Here is a 22,094-nt window from a genome sequence, read left to right as displayed (position 1 = left end):
AAGGGGCTTCTCTTTTACTTGTTAAAAATTGCTAACAGACCTTTTCTTGTCTAGTTGTTGAAATAGCTACTAGCTAGAAAAGATTTGTGTTACAGCCTCGAAAGAGCTGATTTTATTATACTTCCAGCAATTCTTTTTCTTTTTCAGCAGCAATAGCATCCAATTGCTTGATTGCATCGTCTGTCAAAGCTTGAACATCTTTTTCAGCTGTACGGAGATCATCTTCTGTGATATCCCCCGCTTTTTCTTGCTTCTTATAGCCATCTAAGGCGTCCCGACGAATATTGCGGATAGCAATTTTTGCATTTTCTGCTTCTTTTTTCACTTCTTTGGCCAACTCTTTACGGCGTTCTTCCGTCAATTGCGGAATCACCAAACGGATCACAGTACCGTCCGTTTGTGGTGTGATCCCTACATCACTGGTTTGGATGGCTTTTTCGATTTCTTTGATCATTGTTTTGTCAAATGGTGTAATCACCAACAAACGAGCTTCGGGAATACCGATTGAAGCCATTTGGTTGATCGGCGTTGGTACACCATAGTATGAAACCATCACTCGATCCAAGATGCTGGCGTTGGCACGACCGGCACGAATCAAACCCAGTTCCCGTTGCAGCGCTTCTGCTGCTTTTTTCATCTTGTCTTTTGCTTCTTGCATAACTGTATCTGCCATATTATTTCCCCCTCACTGTAGTTCCGATATTTTCACCCATTACTGCCCGACGGATATTACCGACTTCGTTCAAGTTGAAAACTACTAGTGGAATATCGTTATCCATCGACAGCGAACTTGCGGTTGAATCCATTACTTGTAACCCTTTTGCGATGACATCCAAGTGCGTCAACGTATCGAATTTCACAGCATTGTGATCGAGTTTTGGATCAGCTGAATAAACACCATCGACATTGTTTTTCGCCATTAAGATAACATCGGCATTGATCTCTGCTGCACGTAATGCAGCTGTGGTATCTGTAGAAAAGTAAGGGTTCCCGGTTCCGCCAGCGAAAATTACGATTCGTCCTTTTTCCAAGTGACGTTCTGCCCGACGACGGATATAAGGCTCAGCAATTTGGCGCATTTCGATAGAAGTCTGCACCCGAGTCGGTACTCCCTCATTTTCCAATGTGTCTTGCAATGCCAAAGCATTCATGACTGTTGCCAACATTCCCATGTAGTCTGCTTGGGCCCGCTCCATTCCCATTTGCGCACCGATTTGTCCTCGCCAGATATTGCCACCACCGACAACGATAGCCATTTCTACGCCCAAATCATGGACCTCTTTGATTTCTTTGACGATTTCTTTGATCGTTGGAGGCTTGATGCCGAAGCCTTCGTCACCTGCCAAAGCTTCACCGCTCAATTTCAGTACCACGCGTTGATATTTAGGTTTTACCATAATGAATTCCTCCGTGTCTTAATGCTATTGTAGCATATCAAAAAAGTTATGCCAGTTGCAAAGAAGGTCCGAAAAATCTTTCGGGGCGCTTATTTGCAAAAAAAGGGAGCGCATTTTCATGCGTTCCCAGCTATTCAATTAGCGAATAGTCTTATTTTTTAACTTGGCTCATTACTTCTTCAACAAAGTTATCAACTTTTTTCTCGATACCTTCGCCGACTTCAAAGCGCACGAATGATTTCACTGTGCCACCTTTAGAGGAAACATATTCTTCTACGGTCATGTCAGGATCTTTAACGAAAGGTTGGTCAACCAAGGCGATTTCCGCTTTGAATTTCTTCAGACGGCCTTCAACCATTTTTTCAACGATATTCGCTGGTTTGCCTTCGTTCAATGCTTGTTCAGTCAAGACTGATTTTTCATGTTCCAATTCTGAATCAGGAATTTGGCTTTCGTTGACATAACGAGGATTGATTGCTGCGACGTGCATGGCAACATCTTTAGCAACTGTTTCATCAGTTGTTCCTTCAACTACTGTCAATACAGCGATACGTCCGCCCATGTGCAAGTAGCCACCAAATGCGGCATTGTCATCTTTATCAACAGCTTCAAAACGACGGAAGCTGATTTTTTCACCGATGACTTGAGTAGCTTCGATCAATGCTGCTTCGATCGTTTCGCCTTTAGCATTTTTCATTGCCATTGCTGCGTCCATGTCAGCTGGTTTGTTGGCAGCAACCAATTCAGCGATTTCTTTCACCAAGTCTTGGAACATTTCGTTTTTAGAAACGAAGTCTGTTTCAGAGTTAACTTCAACGATAGCCGCTGTATTGCCGTTGACTGCAACTGCAGCCAAACCTTCAGCAGCGATGCGATCATTTTTCTTGGCAGCTTTCGCCATTCCTTTTTCACGCAACAAATCAACTGCTTTGTCGATATCACCTTCTACTTCTACCAAGGCGCGTTTTGCGTCCATCATGCCGACACCCGTCATGTCTCGCAGTTCTTTAACTAATTTTGCTGTTACTTCAGCCATTTTAAGTTCCTCCTAAGAAAGATTAATGCGACCTATTTCCTATCTGCCTTTCCCACATCCCTCTATCAAAAGAGACGCACCAGCTAAGACGGAAGAGCCGTTTTATTGCTTTAAAAAAGCTGCTTCAAAGGGAGTGCGGCTTGTTAGCCCAGCCTTTGAAACAGCTCCTCAATTTATTGATTATTCAGCTGAACCTTCAGAAGCGTTGTCGCCTTCAACGACATCAACGATTTCTTCGATTGAAGTTGCATTGCCGGCTTCAGGTGCGAAGTCTTCTGCAACGACAGCTTGATCTTCACCTTGGTTGCCTTCGATGAAAGCATCTGCCATTTTACCAGTGATCAATTTAACCGCGCGGATCGCATCGTCATTTGATGGGATCACAACATCGATTTCATCAGGGTCACAGTTGGTATCAACCATTGCAACGATCGGAATGTTCAATTTACGAGCTTCTTGAACAGCGATACGTTCTTTGCGAGGGTCAACAACATACATTACATCTGGGATGCGAGGCATGTCAGCGATACCGCCCAAGAATTTTTCAAGACGTTCGCGTTCTTTGTTCAAGCCCACGACTTCTTTTTTAGGCAATACTTCGAAAGTACCGTCTTCTTCCATTTTGTTGATTTGTTTCAAGCGAGCCACACGTTTTTGGATTGTTTCCCAGTTGGTCAATGTTCCGCCCAACCAACGATGGTTTACGTAAAATTGACCAGCGCGAGTTGCTTCGTCTTTAATTGCTTCTTGTGCTTGTTTTTTAGTACCGACGAACAATGCCACACCGCCGTCTTCGGCAACAGCTTTCATGTAGTCATAAGCTGCATCAACCAATTTAACGGTTTTTTGCAAGTCGATGATGTAGATACCGTTACGTTCTGTGAAGATGTACTTCTTCATTTTAGGATTCCAGCGACGTGTTTGGTGACCAAAGTGTACGCCGGCTTCCAGCAATTGTTTCATGCTGATTACTGCCATTTTGTGTTTCCTCCAATTGGTTTTTTTGTTTTCCTCTCCAATCTTTTAGCTCTTTGAAGAACCAACGATACGTCGGCACCCCTTCGCAGATGAGATAGGATGTGGATTTTAGTGTGATCTGTCACACCTCGAATAGTATACAGTAGCTCCTTAAGAAATGCAACTGCTTTTCATGATAACCACGAAAGTAGCCCCTAAGATTTTCTCGTAACGCTAGATTAGACTTCTCTTCTTCCACTAACCGGTAGTCACTCTGTCTGATCGTTATTCCTTCTTTAACATCATTTTGGCTGTAACCGACAAAAAGTCGGCAAGAAGCAACCGGTTAAAACCGTTTCTTACCGACTTTTTCGACCTGTTTTATATAGAAACATCAGTCAGTAGACTTCCCCAGCCCGTTTTGAAAAGCGTGGCGGATCTTAGCGTAGGTTTCAAACGGAGCCGGTGTATACTGCATCAAAACGATTTCCCAGACGGCCTTTTTTTGCAGTAACAACGTGAGGTGGGCCATTCGCTCATCAACAATGTGATCGGTTTGCCGTCTGGTTTTTCCTGTATGGCACCGAAACAGCACGATCGTAGGAGTCAAACGCTTCAGCTCAACTGGTACGGATTGATACAATAGGTCTTGTTCGACTTGAAAAAGATCTTGGACATACTGATAGATTTCATTTTTTCCTTTGACATATGTGCCGTCAAAGGCGATTAACGTACCGTCATTTGCGAAACAAGCCGCGAAATCTCTTGGATTTCGCTGAATCCAGGAGCGCTGCAATTCATTAAATAGCAGTTCTTCTTCCTTCATTTTGATGCACCTCTTTTCCGTAGTTAACTGGTGATTACAAAAAACTTTTATGGCAATTGTGCTGCAAAGTGTGCCATAGCCTCAGTAACTTCGGATACATTTTCAGGCTTCAATAAGGGGATTAATTGTTCTTTTAAAGCGACAAAATCTTCCTTATTAAAATTACCTGTAGCCTGATCGGCAAAAGACTGAAGTAACAATTTTTCAGCTGTTTCCGTGTCTTCATCGCGGGTGCGTTCTTTAAAAAAGTTCAAAAAAAGTTCTTGTTCCTTCAACATAAAAAAGCCTCCTTTTATTTTTTTATTATAGCATCTTCTCCATTTGCAACAAAAATATCCACCTCGGATTTCTTCTGTTCTTTTTAAACCTTTTTTGCTATGATTACGATGAATATCTATGCAGGTTTGGATAGCTCCCTTTTTAGCTCAAGGGTGTTTTCTCAAAATAGTCGTTTAACTACCTGCATGAAAGGAGCAAAATTATGCGCAAAGCCGAGCGTCATGCTATCATCCGGCAAATCATTGCAGCTGAGACAGTGCGTACGCAAGAAGAATTATTGAATTTATTGGAAAAACGTGGTGTCATTGCCACTCAAGCAACCATCTCACGAGACATCCGTGATTTGAAAATCGTAAAGGTGCAAGACAAAGATGGCCAGATTCATTTCGAACTCTTCAATGAATACGAAACGGAGCCTGACAATCACGAAGAAGAAAAACGTTTGATTCGTATGATTGAAGATGTGGTGACCAACGTTGATCGCGTGCAGTTCATCACCATCATCAACACGATGCCAGATAACGCTCAACTGATGGCAGCAGTGATGGATGAGGTCAAAATGCCAGAAAAAGTCACGACGCTGGCAGGGTTTGATACCGTCATCACCATCTGCCGCACAGAAGAGGATGCCGAAAAATTAACTGATTACTTCCGCAGCCATATGCTTAGTTAAATCCATATTTGACGTCTCTGTTGTGTTATCCCATTGCTGCTGGTAAAGGAGCTGAGAACAGATGAATGGAATGTTCACCGGATTAGACTTGATCTCTGGATTGATTTTTTTCGGATTTAGTGCCACCGCATTGCTACTGATTTTAGGAACACTTCTGAAAATCAGTGGCGGCTTGTTCTGGTCTCGCCCACCGCAACGATTCAAAGACGATCAAAACGCCCCTGAATTTGAAACCGAAGAACGACTAGGCAAGGCGTTCTACCACGTTGTTTTCAAATACGTGCCACCTTTTTTTCTGGGGTTTGTGCTGCTTTTATTCTGGCAACTTTTCTTGCGTAAGTAGCTGTGGTGGTAAGACCTTTTTTATATTACTCTTGGCTTTATATCCATAAAAAAATCCGAACTTGACGAAGGTTGTCGCTATCCTTCACAAGTTCGGATTTTTTCATTTTGGACAGTCAGCACTCAAAGAGACAGCCCATTTTTTAACCACTTCTCTCGAAAACGGTAGTCGGTTTTCAGCGTTTGAACATCCCAGTTGTTAACCACAGCAGCGGTCAACTCGTTCATTACCAGATCCATCATCAGATACAAAAAAGCTAATGACTCAGCTTTATCTGCCATCACGATACGATTTTTTTCCAATAATCCTGTCCAGGCTGTCAGTACATGCTCCTCAAGGGCATCGGCAGGAGCCAATCGCTTGGCAAACACATCGCTGCTTTGAGTCAAAAGTTTGATCATCTTCCATTCGTTGTCCTTTCGTTCCAGTTGCATGACACCAATCAAATAAGCTTCAATCCCCCGAAAGAAATCCTCCTGCTCTTCGCTGATTGCCGTGAGAATAGCCTGATGGACTTGGGCCGAAGCTCTTTTAATCATATACAGATGCGCATCTTCCAAATCCTCGAAGTACTTGTAAAAAGACCCTCTGGCCATGCCCATCCCTGTCACAATCTCTGAAACTTTTACCTGTGCCACATGGCGGTTGTAAAACACTTCTAATAAAACATCTTCAACGGCTTTTTTCTTAGCTGGAGGTAAATTCAGAAAAGTTGATTTTGGCACATTTATCACCTGGTTTCTTTTGAATGTAGAAGCCTTCGATACAAAAAACATCAAAACCTCTCATCATGTAATCTAAGCAACTGATTTTGACTACTCTTTACTCTCATTATAGAACAAAAGATCGCGGCTGTCCCCTGTCATTGGAGAGGAGCACCGCAATCTTTGTCCAACAATCTTTCTTTGAATGAAAGACTACATCTTATCTGGCGCAGCAAGTCCCAGTAAGCGCAGGTCTTCTTTAAGAACTACAGTCACCGCGTAAACCAGTGCCAGACGTGCGTCTTTTTGATCATCGTCTGCCAATACTTTAACATTGGCATAAAACTTGTTGAAGACTTGGGCCAATTTGATCGCATGTTTAGCAATCACAGACGGTTCATATTTTTCAGCCGCATTCAAAACTGTGTCCGGGTATTGTTGCAAAAGCTTGATAACTTCCCAGCTATTTTCATCCGACAAGCTGTAAACTGCTGAGGCATCTGGTGTGAAATCAGCTTTGGCAAGAATGCTCATCCCCCGTGCATGAGTGTATTGAACATAAGGACCCGTCTCGCCTTCAAAGCGCACGACTTCTTCCAAATTGAAATCAAAGTTGTTCATCCGATCGTTTTTCAAGTCATGGAAAATGACTGCTCCCACGCCGACTTGTTTAGCGACTTCATCTTGATTTTCCAGCGTTGGATTTTTTTCAGCAATCTGGCCTTTTGCCAAAGCAGTGGCCTCCATTAATACTTCTTCCAACAAGACGATCTTCCCTTTACGAGTGGATAGCTTTTTGCCGTCTTTTGTGATCAACCCAAAAGCGACGTGATAGATTTCATCTGCCCAGTCAAAGCCCATTTCTTTCAAGACTGCTTTTAACTGTTTAAAGTGATAGCTTTGTTCATTCCCCACGACATAGACGGATTTGGCAAAATCGTATGTCCGTTTGCGGTAAAGTGCCGCAGCCAGATCCCGGGTGATATAAAGTGTAGCACCATCGGATTTGCGAATCAAAGCTGGATTCAAATCATAGGCGGACAAGTCCACAATTTCAGCCCCCTGGTCTTCTTTTAACAGGTGCTTTTCTTCCAGCATTTCCACGATTTCTGCCATTTTGTCGTTGTAAAAAGCTTCCCCATTCATGGAGTCGAATTTGACATCCAACAAATCATAAATCTTATTGAATTCTTTCATGGATTCATCACGGAACCATTGCCACAAAGAAATAGCCTCTTCATCGCCATCTTCCAGCTTTTTAAACCACGCCCTTGCTTCATCTTCCAATGCGGGTTCTGTTTCCGCTTTTTCATGAAAGTCGACATATAAGCGCAACAGTTCTTGAATCGGCTGTGCTTTGACTGCTGCTTCTGAACCCCATTTTTTATAGGCCACAATCAGCTTACCAAACTGTGTTCCCCAATCGCCTAAATGGTTGATTCGAATTGGGCGGTAGCCGATTTTTTCCAAGATAAATCCGATAGCATTGCCAATTACTGTAGAGCGCAAGTGTCCCATTGAGATAGGTTTCGCAATATTTGGTGAAGACATGTCGATTGGGACAGTCTGATCCATACCTACAGAAGCATCTCCGTAATGATTTTTTTCAGTAATGACTTGCTTCAAAACAGTTTCAGACACACTACTTTTACTCATGAAAAAGTTCAAATACGGTCCTACAACTTCGATTTTTTCAAAGGCATCGGGTTCGATTTTTTCTGCCAATTCCGCGGCAATTTGTTGAGGTGCTTTGCGATAAGCTTTTGCCAAGACAAATGCCGGAAATGCGACGTCCCCGTGATCTGCCGACTTAGGGTTTTCTAAGAGTGCTTGGACTTGCTCCAATGAAAGGTCGTCTTTCACCACATCAAAGACAGCTTTTGCTACGATTTCTTTGTTATTCATGTCATCTTCTCCTTTTTACGATTGACTGACGGTTTACTACACCTGAGAAATAAGCTGGCACAAGTAGTAATTGGGCAAACAAAAAACGTCCCTGATGTCTACACATCAGAGACGAGAATTCCCGCGGTACCACTCTTCTTGTCCAAACTTATCGGACCACCTCACCTCTAACGGTAGGCTGCCGTCTGCCAGTGCAGAAAACTCACAAGTGCGTTTCACGATGCGACAGATACCCGGCTTCCACCTCCCCGGATTCGCTTTAATCAGACTGCAGCGCTACTTTCTTGCTCAACGTTTCGTATTAAACTGAGACAAGTATAGCAAAAATGCAGCCCGTTGACTAGTTAAAAAATCAGCCATGCTTTTGTCAGCAAATGCAGGGCTACCCCACTTTGCTTCAAACTTTAGGAATAAACAGATTGCCCAGTGTTGCTGCCATCACAGCTTTGATGGTATGCATCCGGTTTTCAGCTTGTTGAAATTGCTTGGCAAAAGGCGCGTTGAATACCTCATCTGTCACTTCCATTTCCGTAATGCCAAAAGAGGCCGCAATGTTTTTTGCATATTGAGTTTTGGTGTCATGAAATGCCGGTAAGCAATGTAAAAAGATGACTTCTTCATTGCCTGTAGCAGCGACCATCTTCCTATTGACTTGATAGGGCAGTAAAAGATCCACTCGTTCAGAAAATTTCTCTTCTTCTCCCATGGAAACCCAGACATCCGTATACAGCACATCTGCCCCTTTGACCCCTTTTGAAACATCAGCGGTAACCAACAGCTGAGCACCAGATACATTGGCATATTCTTGCGCCAAAGCCACGACCTCCTCTTTTGGAAACAGGGATTCCGGTGCCACGATATGCACGTTAACTCCTAACAGCGCACCGGTCACTAATAATGAATTGGCGACATTGTTTCGACCATCGCCGGCATACACCAGAGTCAAGCCCTCCAGCTTGCCAAAATGCTCTTTAATCGTCAAAAAATCAGCCAACATCTGGGTTGGATGCCATTCGTCTGTTAGTCCATTCCATACTGGCACACCGGAAAAGGTCGCCAAGTCCTCCACCGCAGTTTGACTGAACCCGCGATACTCGATTCCGTCAAACATGCTTCCCAATACTTTAGCCGTATCTGCTACAGACTCTTTTTTCCCCAGCTGAATATCATTGGCCCCGAGAAATTCCGGATGTGCTCCCAGATCATTGGCGGCCACAGTAAAAGCGGCTCTAGTCCGAGTAGAGGTCTTTTCAAACAGCAACGCGATATTTTTTCCCTCCAGATATTTATGCGGGATTCCGGATTTTTTCAATTGTTTTAAATGCGCGGAAAAGTCGATCAAATACAGCAGCTCTTCTTTCGTAAAATCCTTTTCCTTCAAAAAACTCTTCCCTTGAAACACTGAATATTCCATCTTCGATCAACCTCCAAAATGTATAATTATTCATTTTGTTCAGTGTATCATAAAAACGGGAAAGTTCAAAGACTTTCCCGCCAAAAAGGTTGACTCATGCATCGGGGACCGCCTCTGCCTCGAGACAGCTCGCCAGAAGGGATCTCAAATACCGTAATCCCAGCTTCTCTCAACAATTCATTGGAAACGTAGTTGCGATCATAGGTAACCACTTTTCCCGGTGCAATCGCTAACGTGTTGGAGCCATCATTCCACTGCTCTCTCGGTGCGGCAATGGCATCACCGCCACCGGTAGGAATCAAAATCAGCTCACTAAGTCCCAACAGCTTTTTCAACACTTGCTGCAAATCCCGCTGGGCTGTGATTTTCAAGTTTTCAGCTGCTGCTTCAATCACATAAATATCCAGCATGCCTTCTGCTGAGAGGATCATTGGATGAATCGTAAATTTGTCTTTGTCCACCATAGTAAAAACCGTATCCAAATGCATCATCGCCCGCTCTTTAGGTATCTTAATTGCCAGGATCTTCTGAAAGCCGCCTGATTTGCCCAAAATATTACGTGCCAGCTGCTCAATTGCTTTGGCACTAGTTCGTTGGCTGATGCCTACTGCCAACACCTCGTTACTCAATACCAAGACATCTCCACCCTCAATCGGGGCGTCATAGTCCCGATCCAGCCAGATAGGAGTTTCTTCTTTGGCAAAATCTGGATGATGTCGATAGATGTATTCTACAAAAAGTGATTCTCGCTTACGGGCTTCAAAAGCAAGGGGGTTGATCAACAAGCCCCGTCCGACACAAGCCAATGAGTCCCTAGTAAAATAGAGGCTGGGCATTGGCATCAGATAAAAAGGTTTACCGTCGTCTCGAGAAAAGTCCAGTAGCGATCTGCCGCTCACCTTGATCTCATTGGTACGAACACCTGCCATCAGCTTTTCCACCAGCGCTTGGGTATCAAGGGCCATCAAATATTCAAAAAGCTCTTGCCTCAAAAAAGGCGATTGAATTTTTGACTCATTTAAAAAATCAACGACAAAGGGAACTTTGGCCCCGCCGGCAGCAATCGCTTCTGCTGCCATCTTTTCCAAATAGCAAACCTCAATTTCCTGTGACCGCAGCAAATCAGCAAAAACATCGTGCTCTCTTTGAATCATCTTCAAAAACGGAATATCATCAAACAGCAACTCTTCCATGCTGTCAGGAGTCAAATTCTCAACTTCTTGTCCCGGACGTTTCAACAAGACCTTTTTCAATTTACCAATCTCGGAAAATACTTCAATGGTACTCACTTTTCCAGCCTCCCGCCACACGTTTTCTGTCAAGAAGCCGCCGTAATTTCCTAACCGACCTCCTTTTGTCTTTCTTAATTATAACTTACTTTGCTATTTTTCTTCATGCAGCACCTCTTCACCGTCTATAAAAAAGATTTGCCAGTTTAGCAATTTACTGTTAGCGATCGCTGACTGTCTGTTCAAAAGCTATCCAAAACATAACAAGTCCATACAAAAAAAGAACAGCCTCCAGCGCTTATTTGAAATGTCATAAAATCGTAAGAACTTCATCAGAAAGAAGTGATACTTGAAACTGCCACTCACGATATGCTGAACCTACAAAATGACTGCATTGCTTTGAAGTACATCGTTTAGATCCTATAAGCAATCAACAAACAGTCGCTATTGGAGGAATCGATTATGGCACACAATAAAACAATTTCTGTCAGACGTTCTTTGACACAAAAAAGTAATAGGCGGCAAAAAAATGTCCTCAAGAGCCGTCTTTCATTGTTTGTGACAGGAACCTTACTACTAATTGTTGGCTACAGCTTAATAGGACGTGGCTATCAACTGCCTTTCAGACTCCCTTGGGGTTTTTCCAGCAGCCCAGGAGTCCAAATTTTACCTGAGAGCTTCAGTCAAAAAGCCAATCAGTTTCTGAACAAAGATAAAAAAAACGGAGATTTGCCTTTGCTGTTACAAACAGACGAACGTTGGGGGGAAGTCACTTACGGTCTGGAAAGCTCAAATAACGACTTGGCTCATAATGGTTGTGCTTTGGCGTCGTTAGCTATGATTAATTCTTACTGGAAACAACACACGACTACTCCTACTGATGTTCTTTCTTGGGCCAAAAACACCTATTACGTCAAAGGGCAAGGAACCTCGTGGCAGATTTTTTCCGACTTTGCAGCTGCCAACAATCTTCAGTTTGAAAATCTCGGAAACCACTTCAATCGCGCCAAGGAGTTTATGAACAACGGCATACCAGTGATTGTCTCCGTGAAACCAGGAACTTTTACTACAGTAGGACACATCATGGTCTTGGCTACCGACAGTCAAGGGCGCCTCAAAGTCTACGACCCCAATGACAGTCCTACAAAACAACATTATCGTGAAACCTACGACAGTGAGACTTTTATTGAAGAAGGCATCAATTATTGGGCACTGTGGAAAAAATGACAGCTGACTCTCCTTACCTTATACTAAGAATAAATTACTGGTATAAAAGGAGCTCCTCCCCATGACTGAGATTCTGATTGTTGATGACGAAAAAGAAATTGCTGATATGTTGGCGGCATTCTTAGAAAATGAAGGCTATCGTGTTCAAGTCGCTTATACCGGTAAAGAAGCATTGGGTCATTTGGATCAAGCCCCACCTTCCCTGGCACTGTTGGACGTCATGCTTCCAGACATTGACGGTTTTTCATTGTTGCGAAAGATCCGAGAGACTGCTTTTTTTCCAGTCCTGATGCTGACTGCTAAAAGTGAGGACCTAGATAAGATTACGGGACTTTCCCTGGGAGCAGACGATTATATCACCAAACCCTTCAATCCTCTAGAAGTGGTGGCCAGAGTCAAGACGCAACTGCGCCGCTACCAAACTTATAATCAAGGAGCTGCCGTATTGAATTTACAGCAATTAGACGAATATGATTACAACGGACTATTCGTTTCAAAAAGCAGTCATAAAGTCGCGCTTTACGGAAAAGAGATTAAACTGACACCATTGGAATTCAAAATTCTTTGGTATCTCTGCAGTCATGCCGGTAAAGTCGTTTCCTCTGAAACACTCTTTGAAACCGTCTGGGGCGAAAAATACCTGGACAATAACAATACCGTGATGGCCCATATCGCTCGACTAAGAGAAAAGCTCCATGAGCCACCACGAAATCCCAAATTTATCAAAACCGTCTGGGGGGTGGGCTATACCATTGAAAAATAAGAGCCGTTTGGCGGGCAAACTGATGCGCCGCTACCTACTACTAACCGGTGGCATGATCCTTATCTTCATTATTTTTCCGCTGATTTTGAAGATGGTTTTGAGTTCACGAACCTGGTATTACTCTGATCCGCTATATCCTTTGCTCAACTTTGTCAATCGTATGCTGGTACCCATCTTAGCATTGGTCGCAGTTGTCATTTGGGTAAGTGGCACCTTTCTTTTTATTCGCAGAGCTGCCAATTATTTGAACGAAACACTAGCAGCAGCCAAACAGCTGGTCCAAGAGCCGGAAAAAGAGATTGAGCTGTCTGATGATTTGGCCGACTTTGCCGTGGAGATGAACCGCCTGCGGGTCAGAAGCCTGCTTCATCAACAAGCAGCCCATGATGCCGAGCAGAAAAAAAACGACTTGATCGTCTATCTCGCACATGATCTCAGAACGCCTTTGACTAGCATTATCGGCTACCTGACTTTGCTGGAGGAAAGCCCAGAACTCCCACCCGAAATTCGTGGAAAATACACTGGCATAACCTTGGATAAAGCTTATCGCTTAGAAAATCTGATCAATGAGTTTTTTGAGATCACCCGCTTCAATTTGGCCTCAGTCAGTTTAACGACGCACCCCACAGAGTTATCTGTTATGCTCCAACAGCTCAGCTATGAATTTTTGCCGCTGATGTCAGAAAAGAATCTTTCCTGGGAACAAGAGCTGGCTAGCGACATTTGGGTAGACATTGATACCGAAAAATTCGAAAGAGTGTTGGACAATCTCATCAAAAATGCCATCAACTATGCAGATCCCGGTACTTCTTTAAACTTACATTTGGCACAAAAAAACAACCAAGGCCTCCTGACATTGGAAAATCAAGGAGCAACAATACCAGAAGATAAATTGGCGCGAATCTTTGAACCTTTTTATCGTGGCGATAGCGCCCGGGGAACCCAATCTGGTGGTACCGGGCTGGGCCTGCCTATTGCTAAAGAGCTCGTGGAAAGCCATCATGGAACACTGCAGGCAAAAAGCTCAGAAGGAACCTTCACGATGATTTTGACTTTGCCACTTTCCAGTACCCATCAAGCTACGTACACCATCACTCACAGCTGACAATCCTCTGTCACAGAGAAAACACAAAAAAAGCGCTCTGCTCACCAGATTTGGTGGAGCAAAGCGCTTTTTAGTTAGACAGCTTGAAAACTAAGACTGGGATTGGCGTTTAGCGCAAGGTCAGCAAAATGTCCTTTTTGCAACTCAATATGCGCTGCTGCCCCAATCATCGCAGCGTTGTCCCCACATAAACGCAGTGGGGGAATCAAAAGCTGCAGCTCCGGCAATTCAACTGCCGTTTTTTGCGCCAAGCCCTCCCGCAAACCTTGATTTGCCGCGACACCGCCGGCCACAATCAGTTGTTTGACGGGATATTCTTTACAAGCGCGAATGGTCTTTTCAATCAACACTTCGCAAACACTTGCCTGGAAACTCGCCGCTAAATCAGCTTTGTCAAATGTTTCTCCCCGTTGTTCTCCATTGTGAACCAAATTGATAAACGCACTTTTCAAGCCACTGAAGCTAAAATCGAAGTTATCCTCGTGAAGCATGGCCCGAGGAAATCCGTAAGCATCATGTCCGGTATGAGCTAAGCGGTCGATTTCTTTGCCACTAGGATAAGGCAGACCCAAAACACGCCCTACTTTATCATAGGCTTCTCCCGCGGCATCGTCTCGTGTCTCGCCGATGATTTCAAAAGAGCCGTCTTCTGCCATGTAAACAAGTTCCGTGTGTCCTCCGCTAACTAACAAAGCCATCAAAGGAAATTCAAGGGGCGCCACAAAACGGGCGGCATAGATGTGTCCTGCCATATGATTCACCGGAATCAAAGGCAGCCCATGAGCCCAAGCAAAGGCTTTGGCCGCAGAGATACCAATCAATAGCGAACCCACTAAACCGGGGCCATATGTCACTGCCACAGCTGTCAAATCTGCTGGCGTTACTTGGGCTTCAGATAAGGCGTCTTCTAAACAGATCGTGATTTGCTCCACATGATGGCGACTTGCTACTTCAGGAACCACACCACCAAAGCGCTGGTGACTCTTGATCTGAGAAGCAACGATATTACTTAAAATCTCGCAGCCGTCTTTGATGACGGCCACACTAGTTTCATCACAACTTGATTCGATTGCCAAAATCAATTCTGTTGGTTTCAACTCTTCCAAAGGTTTCACTCTTTCTTTTCCACCGACAAAAGCTTGCGCATAATCAACGCATCTTCAAAGGGGTGTTGGTAGTATTGTTTTCGTTTGCCTATCACTTCAAAATGCTGGCTGCGATAGAGACGTTGGGCATGACTATTACTACTCCGAACTTCTAAAAAAACAGTCAAAACCGCTTCTTCCTGCACCAGCTTCGCAAATAAAGTTTCCAAAAGTCGTTGGCCCAACTGGTGTCCGCGATATGCTGGAAGTACCGCCAGATTTGTGATTTCCCCTTCGTCAAACAGATGATGGCAGCTGACGAAAGCGATGGTTTTCTGCCCTGCTTTCGCTATGAAGTACAACGTTCGGGGATTTTTCAGGTCATCTTCAAATTGTTGAATAGACCACGGGCTGCCGGCTGGATAGGCAGCAGTGGCCAATTGAAATAGCTTATCAGCCACAGAAGCATCCGTCTTATCCAATAATTCAATCATTATTTTATTAGTCATTGAGAAATTTCACCATATCCAATGCATCTTCGTTGGACTCGTCATAGTAGCCTTTTTTGATTGCACGGGAAACAAATCCCAGCTTCCGATACAATCGCTGCGCATCCCGATTGCTAAGACGCACTTCCAAAGACATGGTCTCACAACCACTTGCTGCCGAAAACTCTTCCATCTCCGTCAGCAGCCGACTGCCAATTCCTTGTCCTTGGTAGTCAGGTAACACCGCCACATTGGTGATATGACCGTCAGTTCCTTGGATGCGGCAGCCGCTAAAAGCGATGATTTCATCTTCATACACTGCACAAAGGTACAAATGTCGCAGCGGGGAAACAAACTCGGATAAAAAAGCAGAACGACTCCACGGTAAGGTTCCCGCATAGACTTTTTTTTGCAATAAAATCAGTGACTTGATGTCCTCGTCTGTCAGCTCCCGCAACAGGTAATGCCGATTTCCGATAGTGACGACTTGACGCTCATATTGCGGTACTCTTTTTTGCCGCCAAATGGAAGTGAGCGCCTTAAATCTTTTCAACATAATTCTCGTCCCCCGGAGAATGAGTGGTCAACCATTTTTCCTCCGCCTCTACCCGTTTTAGATAAGCGGGCAAAAAGCTGTCGATATCTTCAATGGGCGCGGCTTTACTTCCCAGTTCTGCCAAAATACTGCCACGGGGAAAATCCCATTGAGAAAAGTCGTTGACAGCCGCATTTGGTGCAGCTTCTCTAAGTACATCCAAAAATTTCACCGTATCGGCGCCTAAAAACAGCACTTCTTTTTCTGAAGAGAGTTCAGCTGCCAGCTGCGCTACTGGCAGATGTCGATCCGGCACCACATTTACCAACTCATGGTTTTGCCAACGATAGACACCGGCATAGACATTTTGGCGGCGGGCATCAAACAGCGGCACCAATAACCCTGTTTTGTGCCGAGCGTTGGCTGCGATCACTGCCAGACTGGAAATACCTACTAACTCTTTTCTCAAGGTATATGCCAAAGTTTTTGCTGTCGTCACCCCAATTCGCAACCCGGTATAAGAACCAGGTCCTTGAGCCGTCACAATCCGATCCAAGTCCGCCGGCTGCCAACCAGCTTCTATCATCAATTGTTCAATAGCGGGCATCAATGTGACGCTATGGTTTTTATTATTTGTGGTGATTAACTCGTTCACGATTTTATTGTCTTCCGTCAACGCTACCGTCAACGTCTGATTTGAGGTATCAAAGGCCAATACTTTCATTTTCGTCCATCCTTCTTACTGAAACAACCGTCTCCACGTTTGAAAAACAATCTTTTTTCACTCACGCTTACAAACGATATATTTTAGCATATTGTAACACAATTTAAAAGAGCCGCCATTCGACCTTAATCCAATACAAAATATCCGAAGATAATCCCTGTGTTCTTCTCAACCAACTCATCAAGAAGTGATTGCAGCAGGTGCCTATCATCGGATCGTTTTTGTATGTTAGTTTTTACGCTTCAGCTTCAAGCTACTTATTTTGCAGAGTCGCGCAAGACCAATTGCGTGCCTATGGTGATCTTTCTAGGCACTGGAGCTTTCTCACGAGCAATATCCACCATGGTAGCCAATGCCAATTCTCCCATCCACTCCGTTGGTACATGGACAGTCGAAAGGGCTGGCGAAATATATTTCGCGACGGAGACATCATTAAAACCAATCACGGAAATATCTTCCGGAACCTTTAACCCGGCTTCTTGGATGGCTCGTAAGGCACCGACTGCCAATGCATCACTGGAAGCAAACAAGGCGGTAGGCAGCTCGTGGGCCGTTTCCAAAAAGTGTTTCATTCCTTGGTAACCGCCATTTACAGTAAATTCACCGGCAATCATAAATTCAGGGTGAAACATGCGCAAACGGGTCAACCGCTGTTGGAAAAACTGCTTGCGGGGATCAGCAATCTCGTTGCGGCTTTCTTTTGTATACTCAATTCCCGACAAGATGCCGATTTTCTCGTGACCGGTCTTGATAAAATGATCAATCACAAGATCCACTGCTTGCTGAAAGTCCACCACAAGGGAGTCCTGTCCATAAAGCATGCCGTCAAAATCGACGAATAGCAGTGGCTCGTTTAATTTTTGCAGCCGCTTCACCTGTTTGGCATCAAATTTTCCCAACGCAATGATGCCATCTGCCTTGTCTTCGGAAAGCTCATCTAGGTTCTCTTTGATCAAGCGAACCTTCAATTCTTCTGCCTTCTGTTCAATTCCTAGGCGAATAGCCAAATAATACAAGTCAGCCAGTTCTTCCTCGGAATCATACCATTGGATCAGACGAAAGAGTTGATTTTCACTTTTTTGCTTATTCTTATGCTTTGTATAATTGAGCGCCTCGGCTACCTCAAAAATTCGTTTTTTTGTCTCTTGACCCACCGACAATTCCGGATCATAGTTCAATACCCGGGAAACAGTCGCCGGTGATACCCCGGCTTTTTCAGCGATATCCTTGATGGTGGCCATGGGTCATTCCTCCTTACTTCTAAATTGCAGGTGACATATTACTCACAAAATGACAGTCTGGCTCAAAAAGTTCCAGAAAAATCACTTCTATATCTTTAGTCTTTCAATGTGTCAATAAATCGTTGGAAGGCGGCTTGTCCGACTTCATCACGCTTGAATACACCGGCATGCTCCAAAACTTTCGCAAAAACCAATCCGACTTCTTTTTGTACAATAGCTTCTACATTTTCAGCTGTCAAAGAGTAGTTGCTCTTCATTTCATCAGCCCATGGAATATGCATAGGTGCAATTTCATTTGGTTGATCTAAAAGATAGTTGGCTACTTCTTTGAGCTCCGTTGCTAGTCGTGGCGGCAAAACTGCCAGCCCCATCACCTCAATCAAACCAATGTTTTCCTTTTTAATGTGTTGGACTTCCGGATGCGGATGGAAAATACCGTCTGGAAATTTTTCTGAAACATTGTTATCCCGCAAGACCAAATCAATTTCAAACTGATCGCCATTTCGTCGGGCAATCGGTGTGATGGTATGGTGCAAAGTGCCATCTTCAGAAACAGCTCGGACTGAAACCGACTCGTCGGAATAGCCTTGCCATTTTTTCAGGATAAAATCGGCACAAGCTACCAGTTGATCTTGGCTGTCTGATTGCAAACGAATCACCGACATGGGCCATTTGACGATACCGGCGTTAACTTTTGGATAAGCAGGCAGCGTAAAGCTTTTTTCGATTTTAGCTTCTGCCATCGCAAAGGTGTGGCGACCGCCTTGGTAGTGGTCATGACTCAAAATTGAGCCGCCAACGATTGGCAGATCGGCATTGGAGCCGACAAAATAGTGAGGCAACACTTCAATGACTTTCAACAGGCGTTCGAAAGTTTTGCGAGAGATTTTCATCGGTACGTGTTCATCCCGTAAAACGATACAGTGCTCATTGTAATAAGCATAAGGTGAATATTGAAAACCCCATCCCTCACCATCTAAATTCATACGGATAATTCGATGATTGGTGCGGGCTGGATAATTCATTCGTCCTTTATACCCTTCATTTTCCATGCACAACATACATTTTGGATAATCCACAGCTACTGCATTGCGTTGGGCCGCGATTTCTTTGGGATCTTTTTCCGGTTTGGAAAGGTTGATGGTAATCTCTAGCTTGCCGTACTCAGTCTCCGCAAAAAAGACGATGTTTTTGGCGATTGCCCGCGTCTTGATATAGTCATTATTTTTACATAATTCAAAGAAATAATCAGTCGCCGCTTGGGGATCTTTGGAGTACTGCTGGGCAAATAACGCATTGACCACAGAAGGCGGCGGTGTCATCAAATCCATTAGTTGTGCTTCAAAGATTTCTTGTTCAGCCAAAGTAGCTCCGATTACACCGTTTGCTTTGGCTTTGGCCACCAGCTCATCCATCAACTGGATAGAGGTCCGCTCTGGCATCTTGATTTCATATTCTCCCAGTGCATCTTCCCCGATCATTCCCAAGATCCGGTTTTGCAAATAGATGCGGTCCATGTCCATCCAACCACCAGCTTTAATAGCCAGCGTAGTAAAATCAAAAATTGTCTGACTGAGAGTCATGTTTGTTTCTCCCTTCAAAACAGCGAGATGCTGTTTTCTCCTAATCAACTGTCTTTTGAAGACAACTTTTTTCAATTGACAAAATAGACCGGTGACCTTGTGAGACTTCCACGATCAGCCACCGGCCCGCTGTCAAAAATTCAGAGCTGATTTACCAGCTTATTTTTTATCGTCATACCCTTTGGGATGGCTCACATGCCAATTCCAAGCGGTGCGGATAATCTCTTTGACATCCGTGTAAGCTGGTTGCCAGCCTAAAACCGTTTTAGCTTTTTCGCTGGCTGCTACCAATTTTGCCGGATCTCCCGCCCGACGCGGTGCAATTTCAGCCGGAATTTCTTTGCCGGTTACTTCTCGAGCTGCTTCCAACATTTCTTTTACGGAATAGCCATTGTTTGATCCCAGATTGAAAACATTCGAATCATTGCCCGCTTTCAAATACTCCAAAGCCAAGATATGTGCCGCAATCAGATCTTCTACTTGCACATAATCCCGCACACAAGTACCGTCTGGTGTCGCATAGTCGTCCCCAAAAATCTTCAGTGCTCCCCGTTGTCCCAGCGCCACTTGCAAAATGATGGGTACCAGATGAGTTTCCGGATCATGGTCTTCACCAATAGATGCATCGGCTTTGGCTCCAGCAACATTAAAGTAACGCAAAGCAACGTATTTCATCCCATAGGCATCATCACACCACTTCATCATTTTTTCCATGATCAGTTTGCTTTCGCCGTAAGGGTTTTTCGGATTGGTAGGCATTTCTTCTGAGATTGGTACAACTTCTGGTTCGCCATACGTTGCAGCAGTTGAAGAAAAGACAATGTGTTTCACATCGTGTTCTTGCATCACTTCCAATAAGACCTGCATCCCGTATACGTTGTTGTTAAAGTATTTTAATGGCTTTTCAACAGATTCTCCCACAAGTGAAAAGGCGGCAAAATGCATCACACCTTCGATTGCTTCTCTTTCAAAGACACCTGACAAAAATGCTTTGTCGCGGATGTCCCCTTCGTAAAATTTGGCTGCTGGGTGAACGGCAGCCCGGTGACCAGTAAACAAGCTGTCCACCACGACAACTTCATACCCCTTATTGATTAGTTGATCCACTGCATGAGAACCAATATAACCGGCTCCCCCCAATACTAAAATTGACATTTGCTTTCCTCCTCAAGTAATCTTCAGCTTATTTAACTGAAACCTGCTCGTCATAGATTATACCCCATTAATTCAATTTGCGGGCCCCGTCATCAATTGATGCTTTATAAATATCTGTACCATACCCGATTTTATCAACATAGGCTTGTTTAACGTTATTTACAAAATTGTCCCATTCACTGTCCTTCACCAATGCAATCGCGCAGCCGCCAAACCCGGCACCGGTCATGCGAGCTCCTAAGACACCCTCTTGCGCTTGCGCTGCGGCAACTAATGTATCCAATTCAATTCCAGTCACTTCGTAATCGTCTTTCAAAGAGGCGTGGGAGGCATTTAACAGTTGCCCAAAGGTTGCCAAATCACCGGCCACCAGCGCTTTTTTGGCTCTCATTGTTCGTTCATTTTCCAAAACAGCATGTTTGGCGCGCTTAATCAGCGTTTCGTCTTCAATCAACTCTGTGTTAGCAAAGAAAGTTGCCCCATCCAATTCTCCCAGTGACTTGATATCAAGCTTCGTTTGCAACAAGCTCAGTGCTTTTTCACATTCCGAGCGGCGTTCATTGTATTTTGAATCTGCCAGTTCCCGACGCTTGTTGGTGTTCATGATTGCCACGACATATTCACCAAACTCGGCCGGCACCAATTCATATTCCAGGGTATTGGTGTCCAATAAAATGGCGTGATCCTTTTTGCCCATTCCGATAGCAAACTGATCCATGATGCCTGAATTAACGCCGATGAATTTGTTTTCTACCCGCTTACCGATTTCTACTAGGTCGATCATTTTTACCTTCAGATCAAACAGATCATTCAGAACTACCCCTGTCAGCAACTCGATGGAAGCTGAAGATGATAACCCGGCGCCATTTGGAATTGTTCCGTAAAAAATCATATCCAAACCACTGTCGATTGTATAACCATCCGCTTTTAAAAATTTAATCATCCCTTTAGGGTAGTTGGTCCAATCATCCTCTTTACGAAATTCCAGATCATTGACCGAAAACTCAATCACACCTTTACCGGGGAAATTTTCAGAATACAGCCGTACCCGATCATCTTCGCGTTTTTTAGCCAACCCGAATGTCCCAATAGTGATTGATGCTGGAAAAACATGGCCACCGTTATAATCGGTATGCTCACCAATCAAATTGATGCGTCCCGGCGCGAAGTATTCTCCTGCTGTTTCTGTCCCAAATTTTTCTTTAAAAATACCACGAAGATCTTTATCCATGCTGTGCACCTCTGCTTTTTAATTTAGTAAATTTATTATAAAATATTTACTAAATCTTTTCAAGTAGCACTTCGCAGTTTCTTGAGAAATACTTAAATCGTTGCTCATTTTTTCACGTAGACTGACCTATAAGAGTTATTCCTTTTCATTTATTGGGGCTTCCTTCATAATAGAACTATAAAATCTATTACACT

The 22,094-nt window shown here is 44.0% G+C and carries 23 protein-coding genes; 5 read left to right on the top strand and 18 right to left on the bottom strand.

The window, feature by feature from the left end:
• Window positions 1-115: 115 nt before the first annotated feature.
• The 6 genes from frr to BAU14_RS13015 all read right to left on the bottom strand — a co-directional run bounded on the left by frr (window position 116) and on the right by BAU14_RS13015 (window position 4,494).
• Window positions 116-673, bottom strand: coding sequence for a ribosome recycling factor (gene frr / locus BAU14_RS13040; protein WP_161900541.1), 558 nt, complete (start codon window positions 671-673; stop codon window positions 116-118).
• Between the two features lies 1 nt (window position 674).
• A complete protein-coding gene (pyrH, locus tag BAU14_RS13035) occupies window positions 675-1,397 on the bottom strand; it encodes a UMP kinase (protein ID WP_161900540.1) in 723 nt (240 codons plus the stop codon).
• A gap of 151 nt (window positions 1,398-1,548) precedes the next feature.
• Window positions 1,549-2,433, bottom strand: coding sequence for a translation elongation factor Ts (tsf, locus tag BAU14_RS13030; RefSeq protein ID WP_161900539.1), 885 nt, complete (start codon window positions 2,431-2,433; stop codon window positions 1,549-1,551).
• A gap of 180 nt (window positions 2,434-2,613) precedes the next feature.
• Complete coding sequence (gene rpsB, locus BAU14_RS13025) at window positions 2,614-3,411, bottom strand: 30S ribosomal protein S2 (protein WP_161900538.1); 798 nt, start codon at window positions 3,409-3,411, stop codon at window positions 2,614-2,616.
• Between the two features lie 373 nt (window positions 3,412-3,784).
• Complete coding sequence (locus BAU14_RS13020) at window positions 3,785-4,216, bottom strand: SgcJ/EcaC family oxidoreductase (RefSeq protein ID WP_161900537.1); 432 nt, start codon at window positions 4,214-4,216, stop codon at window positions 3,785-3,787.
• Window positions 4,217-4,263: 47 nt separating this feature from the next.
• Window positions 4,264-4,494, bottom strand: coding sequence for a hypothetical protein (locus BAU14_RS13015; protein WP_161900536.1), 231 nt, complete (start codon window positions 4,492-4,494; stop codon window positions 4,264-4,266).
• Between the two features lie 203 nt (window positions 4,495-4,697).
• Between BAU14_RS13015 and argR the strand changes: the two genes are divergently transcribed.
• Complete coding sequence (argR, locus tag BAU14_RS13010; protein WP_161900535.1) at window positions 4,698-5,168, top strand: arginine repressor; 471 nt, start codon at window positions 4,698-4,700, stop codon at window positions 5,166-5,168.
• Window positions 5,169-5,229: 61 nt separating this feature from the next.
• Window positions 5,230-5,511 carry a hypothetical protein gene (locus BAU14_RS13005; RefSeq protein WP_237580470.1) on the top strand — a complete coding sequence of 94 codons (282 nt, stop codon included), beginning with the start codon at window positions 5,230-5,232 and terminating at the stop codon, window positions 5,509-5,511.
• A gap of 122 nt (window positions 5,512-5,633) precedes the next feature.
• Here BAU14_RS13005 and BAU14_RS13000 read toward each other — a convergent pair whose 3' ends face one another.
• From BAU14_RS13000 to arcA, 4 genes are all read right to left on the bottom strand, one after another.
• Window positions 5,634-6,236, bottom strand: a complete 603-nt coding sequence (locus BAU14_RS13000) for a TetR/AcrR family transcriptional regulator (RefSeq protein ID WP_161900534.1) — start codon at window positions 6,234-6,236, stop codon at window positions 5,634-5,636.
• 192 nt (window positions 6,237-6,428) lie between these two features.
• Window positions 6,429-8,120 carry an arginine--tRNA ligase gene (gene argS / locus BAU14_RS12995; RefSeq protein ID WP_161900533.1) on the bottom strand — a complete coding sequence of 564 codons (1,692 nt, stop codon included), beginning with the start codon at window positions 8,118-8,120 and terminating at the stop codon, window positions 6,429-6,431.
• A 397-nt stretch (window positions 8,121-8,517) separates the two neighbouring features.
• Complete coding sequence (gene argF / locus BAU14_RS12990) at window positions 8,518-9,534, bottom strand: ornithine carbamoyltransferase (protein WP_161900532.1); 1,017 nt, start codon at window positions 9,532-9,534, stop codon at window positions 8,518-8,520.
• Between the two features lie 65 nt (window positions 9,535-9,599).
• Window positions 9,600-10,823: an arginine deiminase gene (gene arcA / locus BAU14_RS12985; protein WP_161900531.1), complete on the bottom strand. Its 1,224-nt coding sequence runs from the start codon at window positions 10,821-10,823 to the stop codon at window positions 9,600-9,602.
• A 402-nt stretch (window positions 10,824-11,225) separates the two neighbouring features.
• Between arcA and BAU14_RS12980 the strand changes: the two genes are divergently transcribed.
• From BAU14_RS12980 to BAU14_RS12970, 3 genes are all read left to right on the top strand, one after another.
• Window positions 11,226-11,990 carry a C39 family peptidase gene (locus BAU14_RS12980; RefSeq protein WP_161900530.1) on the top strand — a complete coding sequence of 255 codons (765 nt, stop codon included), beginning with the start codon at window positions 11,226-11,228 and terminating at the stop codon, window positions 11,988-11,990.
• 61 nt (window positions 11,991-12,051) lie between these two features.
• Complete coding sequence (gene vanR, locus BAU14_RS12975; protein WP_161900529.1) at window positions 12,052-12,753, top strand: VanR-ABDEGLN family response regulator transcription factor; 702 nt, start codon at window positions 12,052-12,054, stop codon at window positions 12,751-12,753.
• Window positions 12,743-13,858 carry a sensor histidine kinase gene (locus BAU14_RS12970; protein WP_161900528.1) on the top strand — a complete coding sequence of 372 codons (1,116 nt, stop codon included), beginning with the start codon at window positions 12,743-12,745 and terminating at the stop codon, window positions 13,856-13,858. The genes vanR and BAU14_RS12970 overlap by 11 nt, the downstream gene beginning before the upstream one ends.
• 74 nt (window positions 13,859-13,932) lie before the next feature.
• On the opposite strand, the gene tsaD is transcribed toward BAU14_RS12970, so the two are convergent.
• The 8 genes from tsaD to BAU14_RS12930 all read right to left on the bottom strand — a co-directional run bounded on the left by tsaD (window position 13,933) and on the right by BAU14_RS12930 (window position 21,900).
• Window positions 13,933-14,955, bottom strand: a complete 1,023-nt coding sequence (gene tsaD, locus BAU14_RS12965; protein WP_202622235.1) for a tRNA (adenosine(37)-N6)-threonylcarbamoyltransferase complex transferase subunit TsaD — start codon at window positions 14,953-14,955, stop codon at window positions 13,933-13,935.
• A gap of 14 nt (window positions 14,956-14,969) precedes the next feature.
• A complete protein-coding gene (gene rimI / locus BAU14_RS12960) occupies window positions 14,970-15,452 on the bottom strand; it encodes a ribosomal protein S18-alanine N-acetyltransferase (protein ID WP_161900526.1) in 483 nt (160 codons plus the stop codon).
• Entirely contained in the window at window positions 15,445-15,987 is a 543-nt protein-coding gene (gene rimI, locus BAU14_RS12955; RefSeq protein ID WP_161900525.1) for a ribosomal protein S18-alanine N-acetyltransferase, read from the bottom strand. The genes rimI (BAU14_RS12960) and rimI (BAU14_RS12955) overlap by 8 nt, the downstream gene beginning before the upstream one ends.
• A complete protein-coding gene (gene tsaB / locus BAU14_RS12950) occupies window positions 15,971-16,690 on the bottom strand; it encodes a tRNA (adenosine(37)-N6)-threonylcarbamoyltransferase complex dimerization subunit type 1 TsaB (protein WP_161900524.1) in 720 nt (239 codons plus the stop codon). The genes rimI (BAU14_RS12955) and tsaB overlap by 17 nt, the downstream gene beginning before the upstream one ends.
• Window positions 16,691-16,947: 257 nt before the next feature.
• Window positions 16,948-17,931 carry a LacI family DNA-binding transcriptional regulator gene (locus BAU14_RS12945; RefSeq protein WP_161900523.1) on the bottom strand — a complete coding sequence of 328 codons (984 nt, stop codon included), beginning with the start codon at window positions 17,929-17,931 and terminating at the stop codon, window positions 16,948-16,950.
• A 95-nt stretch (window positions 17,932-18,026) separates the two neighbouring features.
• Window positions 18,027-19,514: a UDP-glucose--hexose-1-phosphate uridylyltransferase gene (gene galT, locus BAU14_RS12940; RefSeq protein ID WP_161900522.1), complete on the bottom strand. Its 1,488-nt coding sequence runs from the start codon at window positions 19,512-19,514 to the stop codon at window positions 18,027-18,029.
• 159 nt (window positions 19,515-19,673) lie between these two features.
• The gene (gene galE, locus BAU14_RS12935; protein ID WP_161900521.1) at window positions 19,674-20,669 is read right to left on the bottom strand and encodes a UDP-glucose 4-epimerase GalE; all 996 of its coding nucleotides are present in this window, start codon (window positions 20,667-20,669) and stop codon (window positions 19,674-19,676) included.
• A gap of 67 nt (window positions 20,670-20,736) precedes the next feature.
• Window positions 20,737-21,900 (bottom strand): galactokinase, encoded by a 1,164-nt coding sequence (locus BAU14_RS12930; RefSeq protein ID WP_161900520.1) that lies wholly within the window; start codon window positions 21,898-21,900, stop codon window positions 20,737-20,739.
• Window positions 21,901-22,094 lie beyond the last annotated feature (194 nt).

Source organism: Candidatus Enterococcus leclercqii (genome assembly GCF_009933135.1).
Taxonomy (GTDB): domain Bacteria; phylum Bacillota; class Bacilli; order Lactobacillales; family Enterococcaceae; genus Enterococcus_C; species Enterococcus_C leclercqii.
Note: the sequence above shows the minus strand (reverse complement) of the source record. Positions and strands in the feature narration are given on the sequence as shown.

Excerpts from the sequence above, each read along its gene's own strand:
- frr (WP_161900541.1), bottom strand. The coding sequence starts at position 673 with ATGGCAGATACAGTTATGCAAGAAGCAAAAGACAAGATGAAAAAAGCA.
- pyrH (WP_161900540.1), bottom strand. The coding sequence starts at position 1,397 with ATGGTAAAACCTAAATATCAACGCGTGGTACTGAAATTGAGCGGTGAA.
- tsf (WP_161900539.1), bottom strand. The coding sequence starts at position 2,433 with ATGGCTGAAGTAACAGCAAAATTAGTTAAAGAACTGCGAGACATGACG.
- rpsB (WP_161900538.1), bottom strand. The coding sequence starts at position 3,411 with ATGGCAGTAATCAGCATGAAACAATTGCTGGAAGCCGGCGTACACTTT.
- BAU14_RS13020 (WP_161900537.1), bottom strand. The coding sequence starts at position 4,216 with ATGAAGGAAGAAGAACTGCTATTTAATGAATTGCAGCGCTCCTGGATT.
- BAU14_RS13015 (WP_161900536.1), bottom strand. The coding sequence starts at position 4,494 with ATGTTGAAGGAACAAGAACTTTTTTTGAACTTTTTTAAAGAACGCACC.
- argR (WP_161900535.1), top strand. The coding sequence starts at position 4,698 with ATGCGCAAAGCCGAGCGTCATGCTATCATCCGGCAAATCATTGCAGCT.
- BAU14_RS13005 (WP_237580470.1), top strand. The coding sequence starts at position 5,230 with ATGAATGGAATGTTCACCGGATTAGACTTGATCTCTGGATTGATTTTT.
- argS (WP_161900533.1), bottom strand. The coding sequence starts at position 8,120 with ATGAATAACAAAGAAATCGTAGCAAAAGCTGTCTTTGATGTGGTGAAA.
- argF (WP_161900532.1), bottom strand. The coding sequence starts at position 9,534 with ATGGAATATTCAGTGTTTCAAGGGAAGAGTTTTTTGAAGGAAAAGGAT.
- BAU14_RS12980 (WP_161900530.1), top strand. The coding sequence starts at position 11,226 with ATGGCACACAATAAAACAATTTCTGTCAGACGTTCTTTGACACAAAAA.
- vanR (WP_161900529.1), top strand. The coding sequence starts at position 12,052 with ATGACTGAGATTCTGATTGTTGATGACGAAAAAGAAATTGCTGATATG.
- rimI (WP_161900526.1), bottom strand. The coding sequence starts at position 15,452 with ATGACTAATAAAATAATGATTGAATTATTGGATAAGACGGATGCTTCT.
- rimI (WP_161900525.1), bottom strand. The coding sequence starts at position 15,987 with ATGTTGAAAAGATTTAAGGCGCTCACTTCCATTTGGCGGCAAAAAAGA.
- tsaB (WP_161900524.1), bottom strand. The coding sequence starts at position 16,690 with ATGAAAGTATTGGCCTTTGATACCTCAAATCAGACGTTGACGGTAGCG.
- BAU14_RS12945 (WP_161900523.1), bottom strand. The coding sequence starts at position 17,931 with ATGGCCACCATCAAGGATATCGCTGAAAAAGCCGGGGTATCACCGGCG.
- galT (WP_161900522.1), bottom strand. The coding sequence starts at position 19,514 with ATGACTCTCAGTCAGACAATTTTTGATTTTACTACGCTGGCTATTAAA.
- galE (WP_161900521.1), bottom strand. The coding sequence starts at position 20,669 with ATGTCAATTTTAGTATTGGGGGGAGCCGGTTATATTGGTTCTCATGCA.
- BAU14_RS12930 (WP_161900520.1), bottom strand. The coding sequence starts at position 21,900 with ATGGATAAAGATCTTCGTGGTATTTTTAAAGAAAAATTTGGGACAGAA.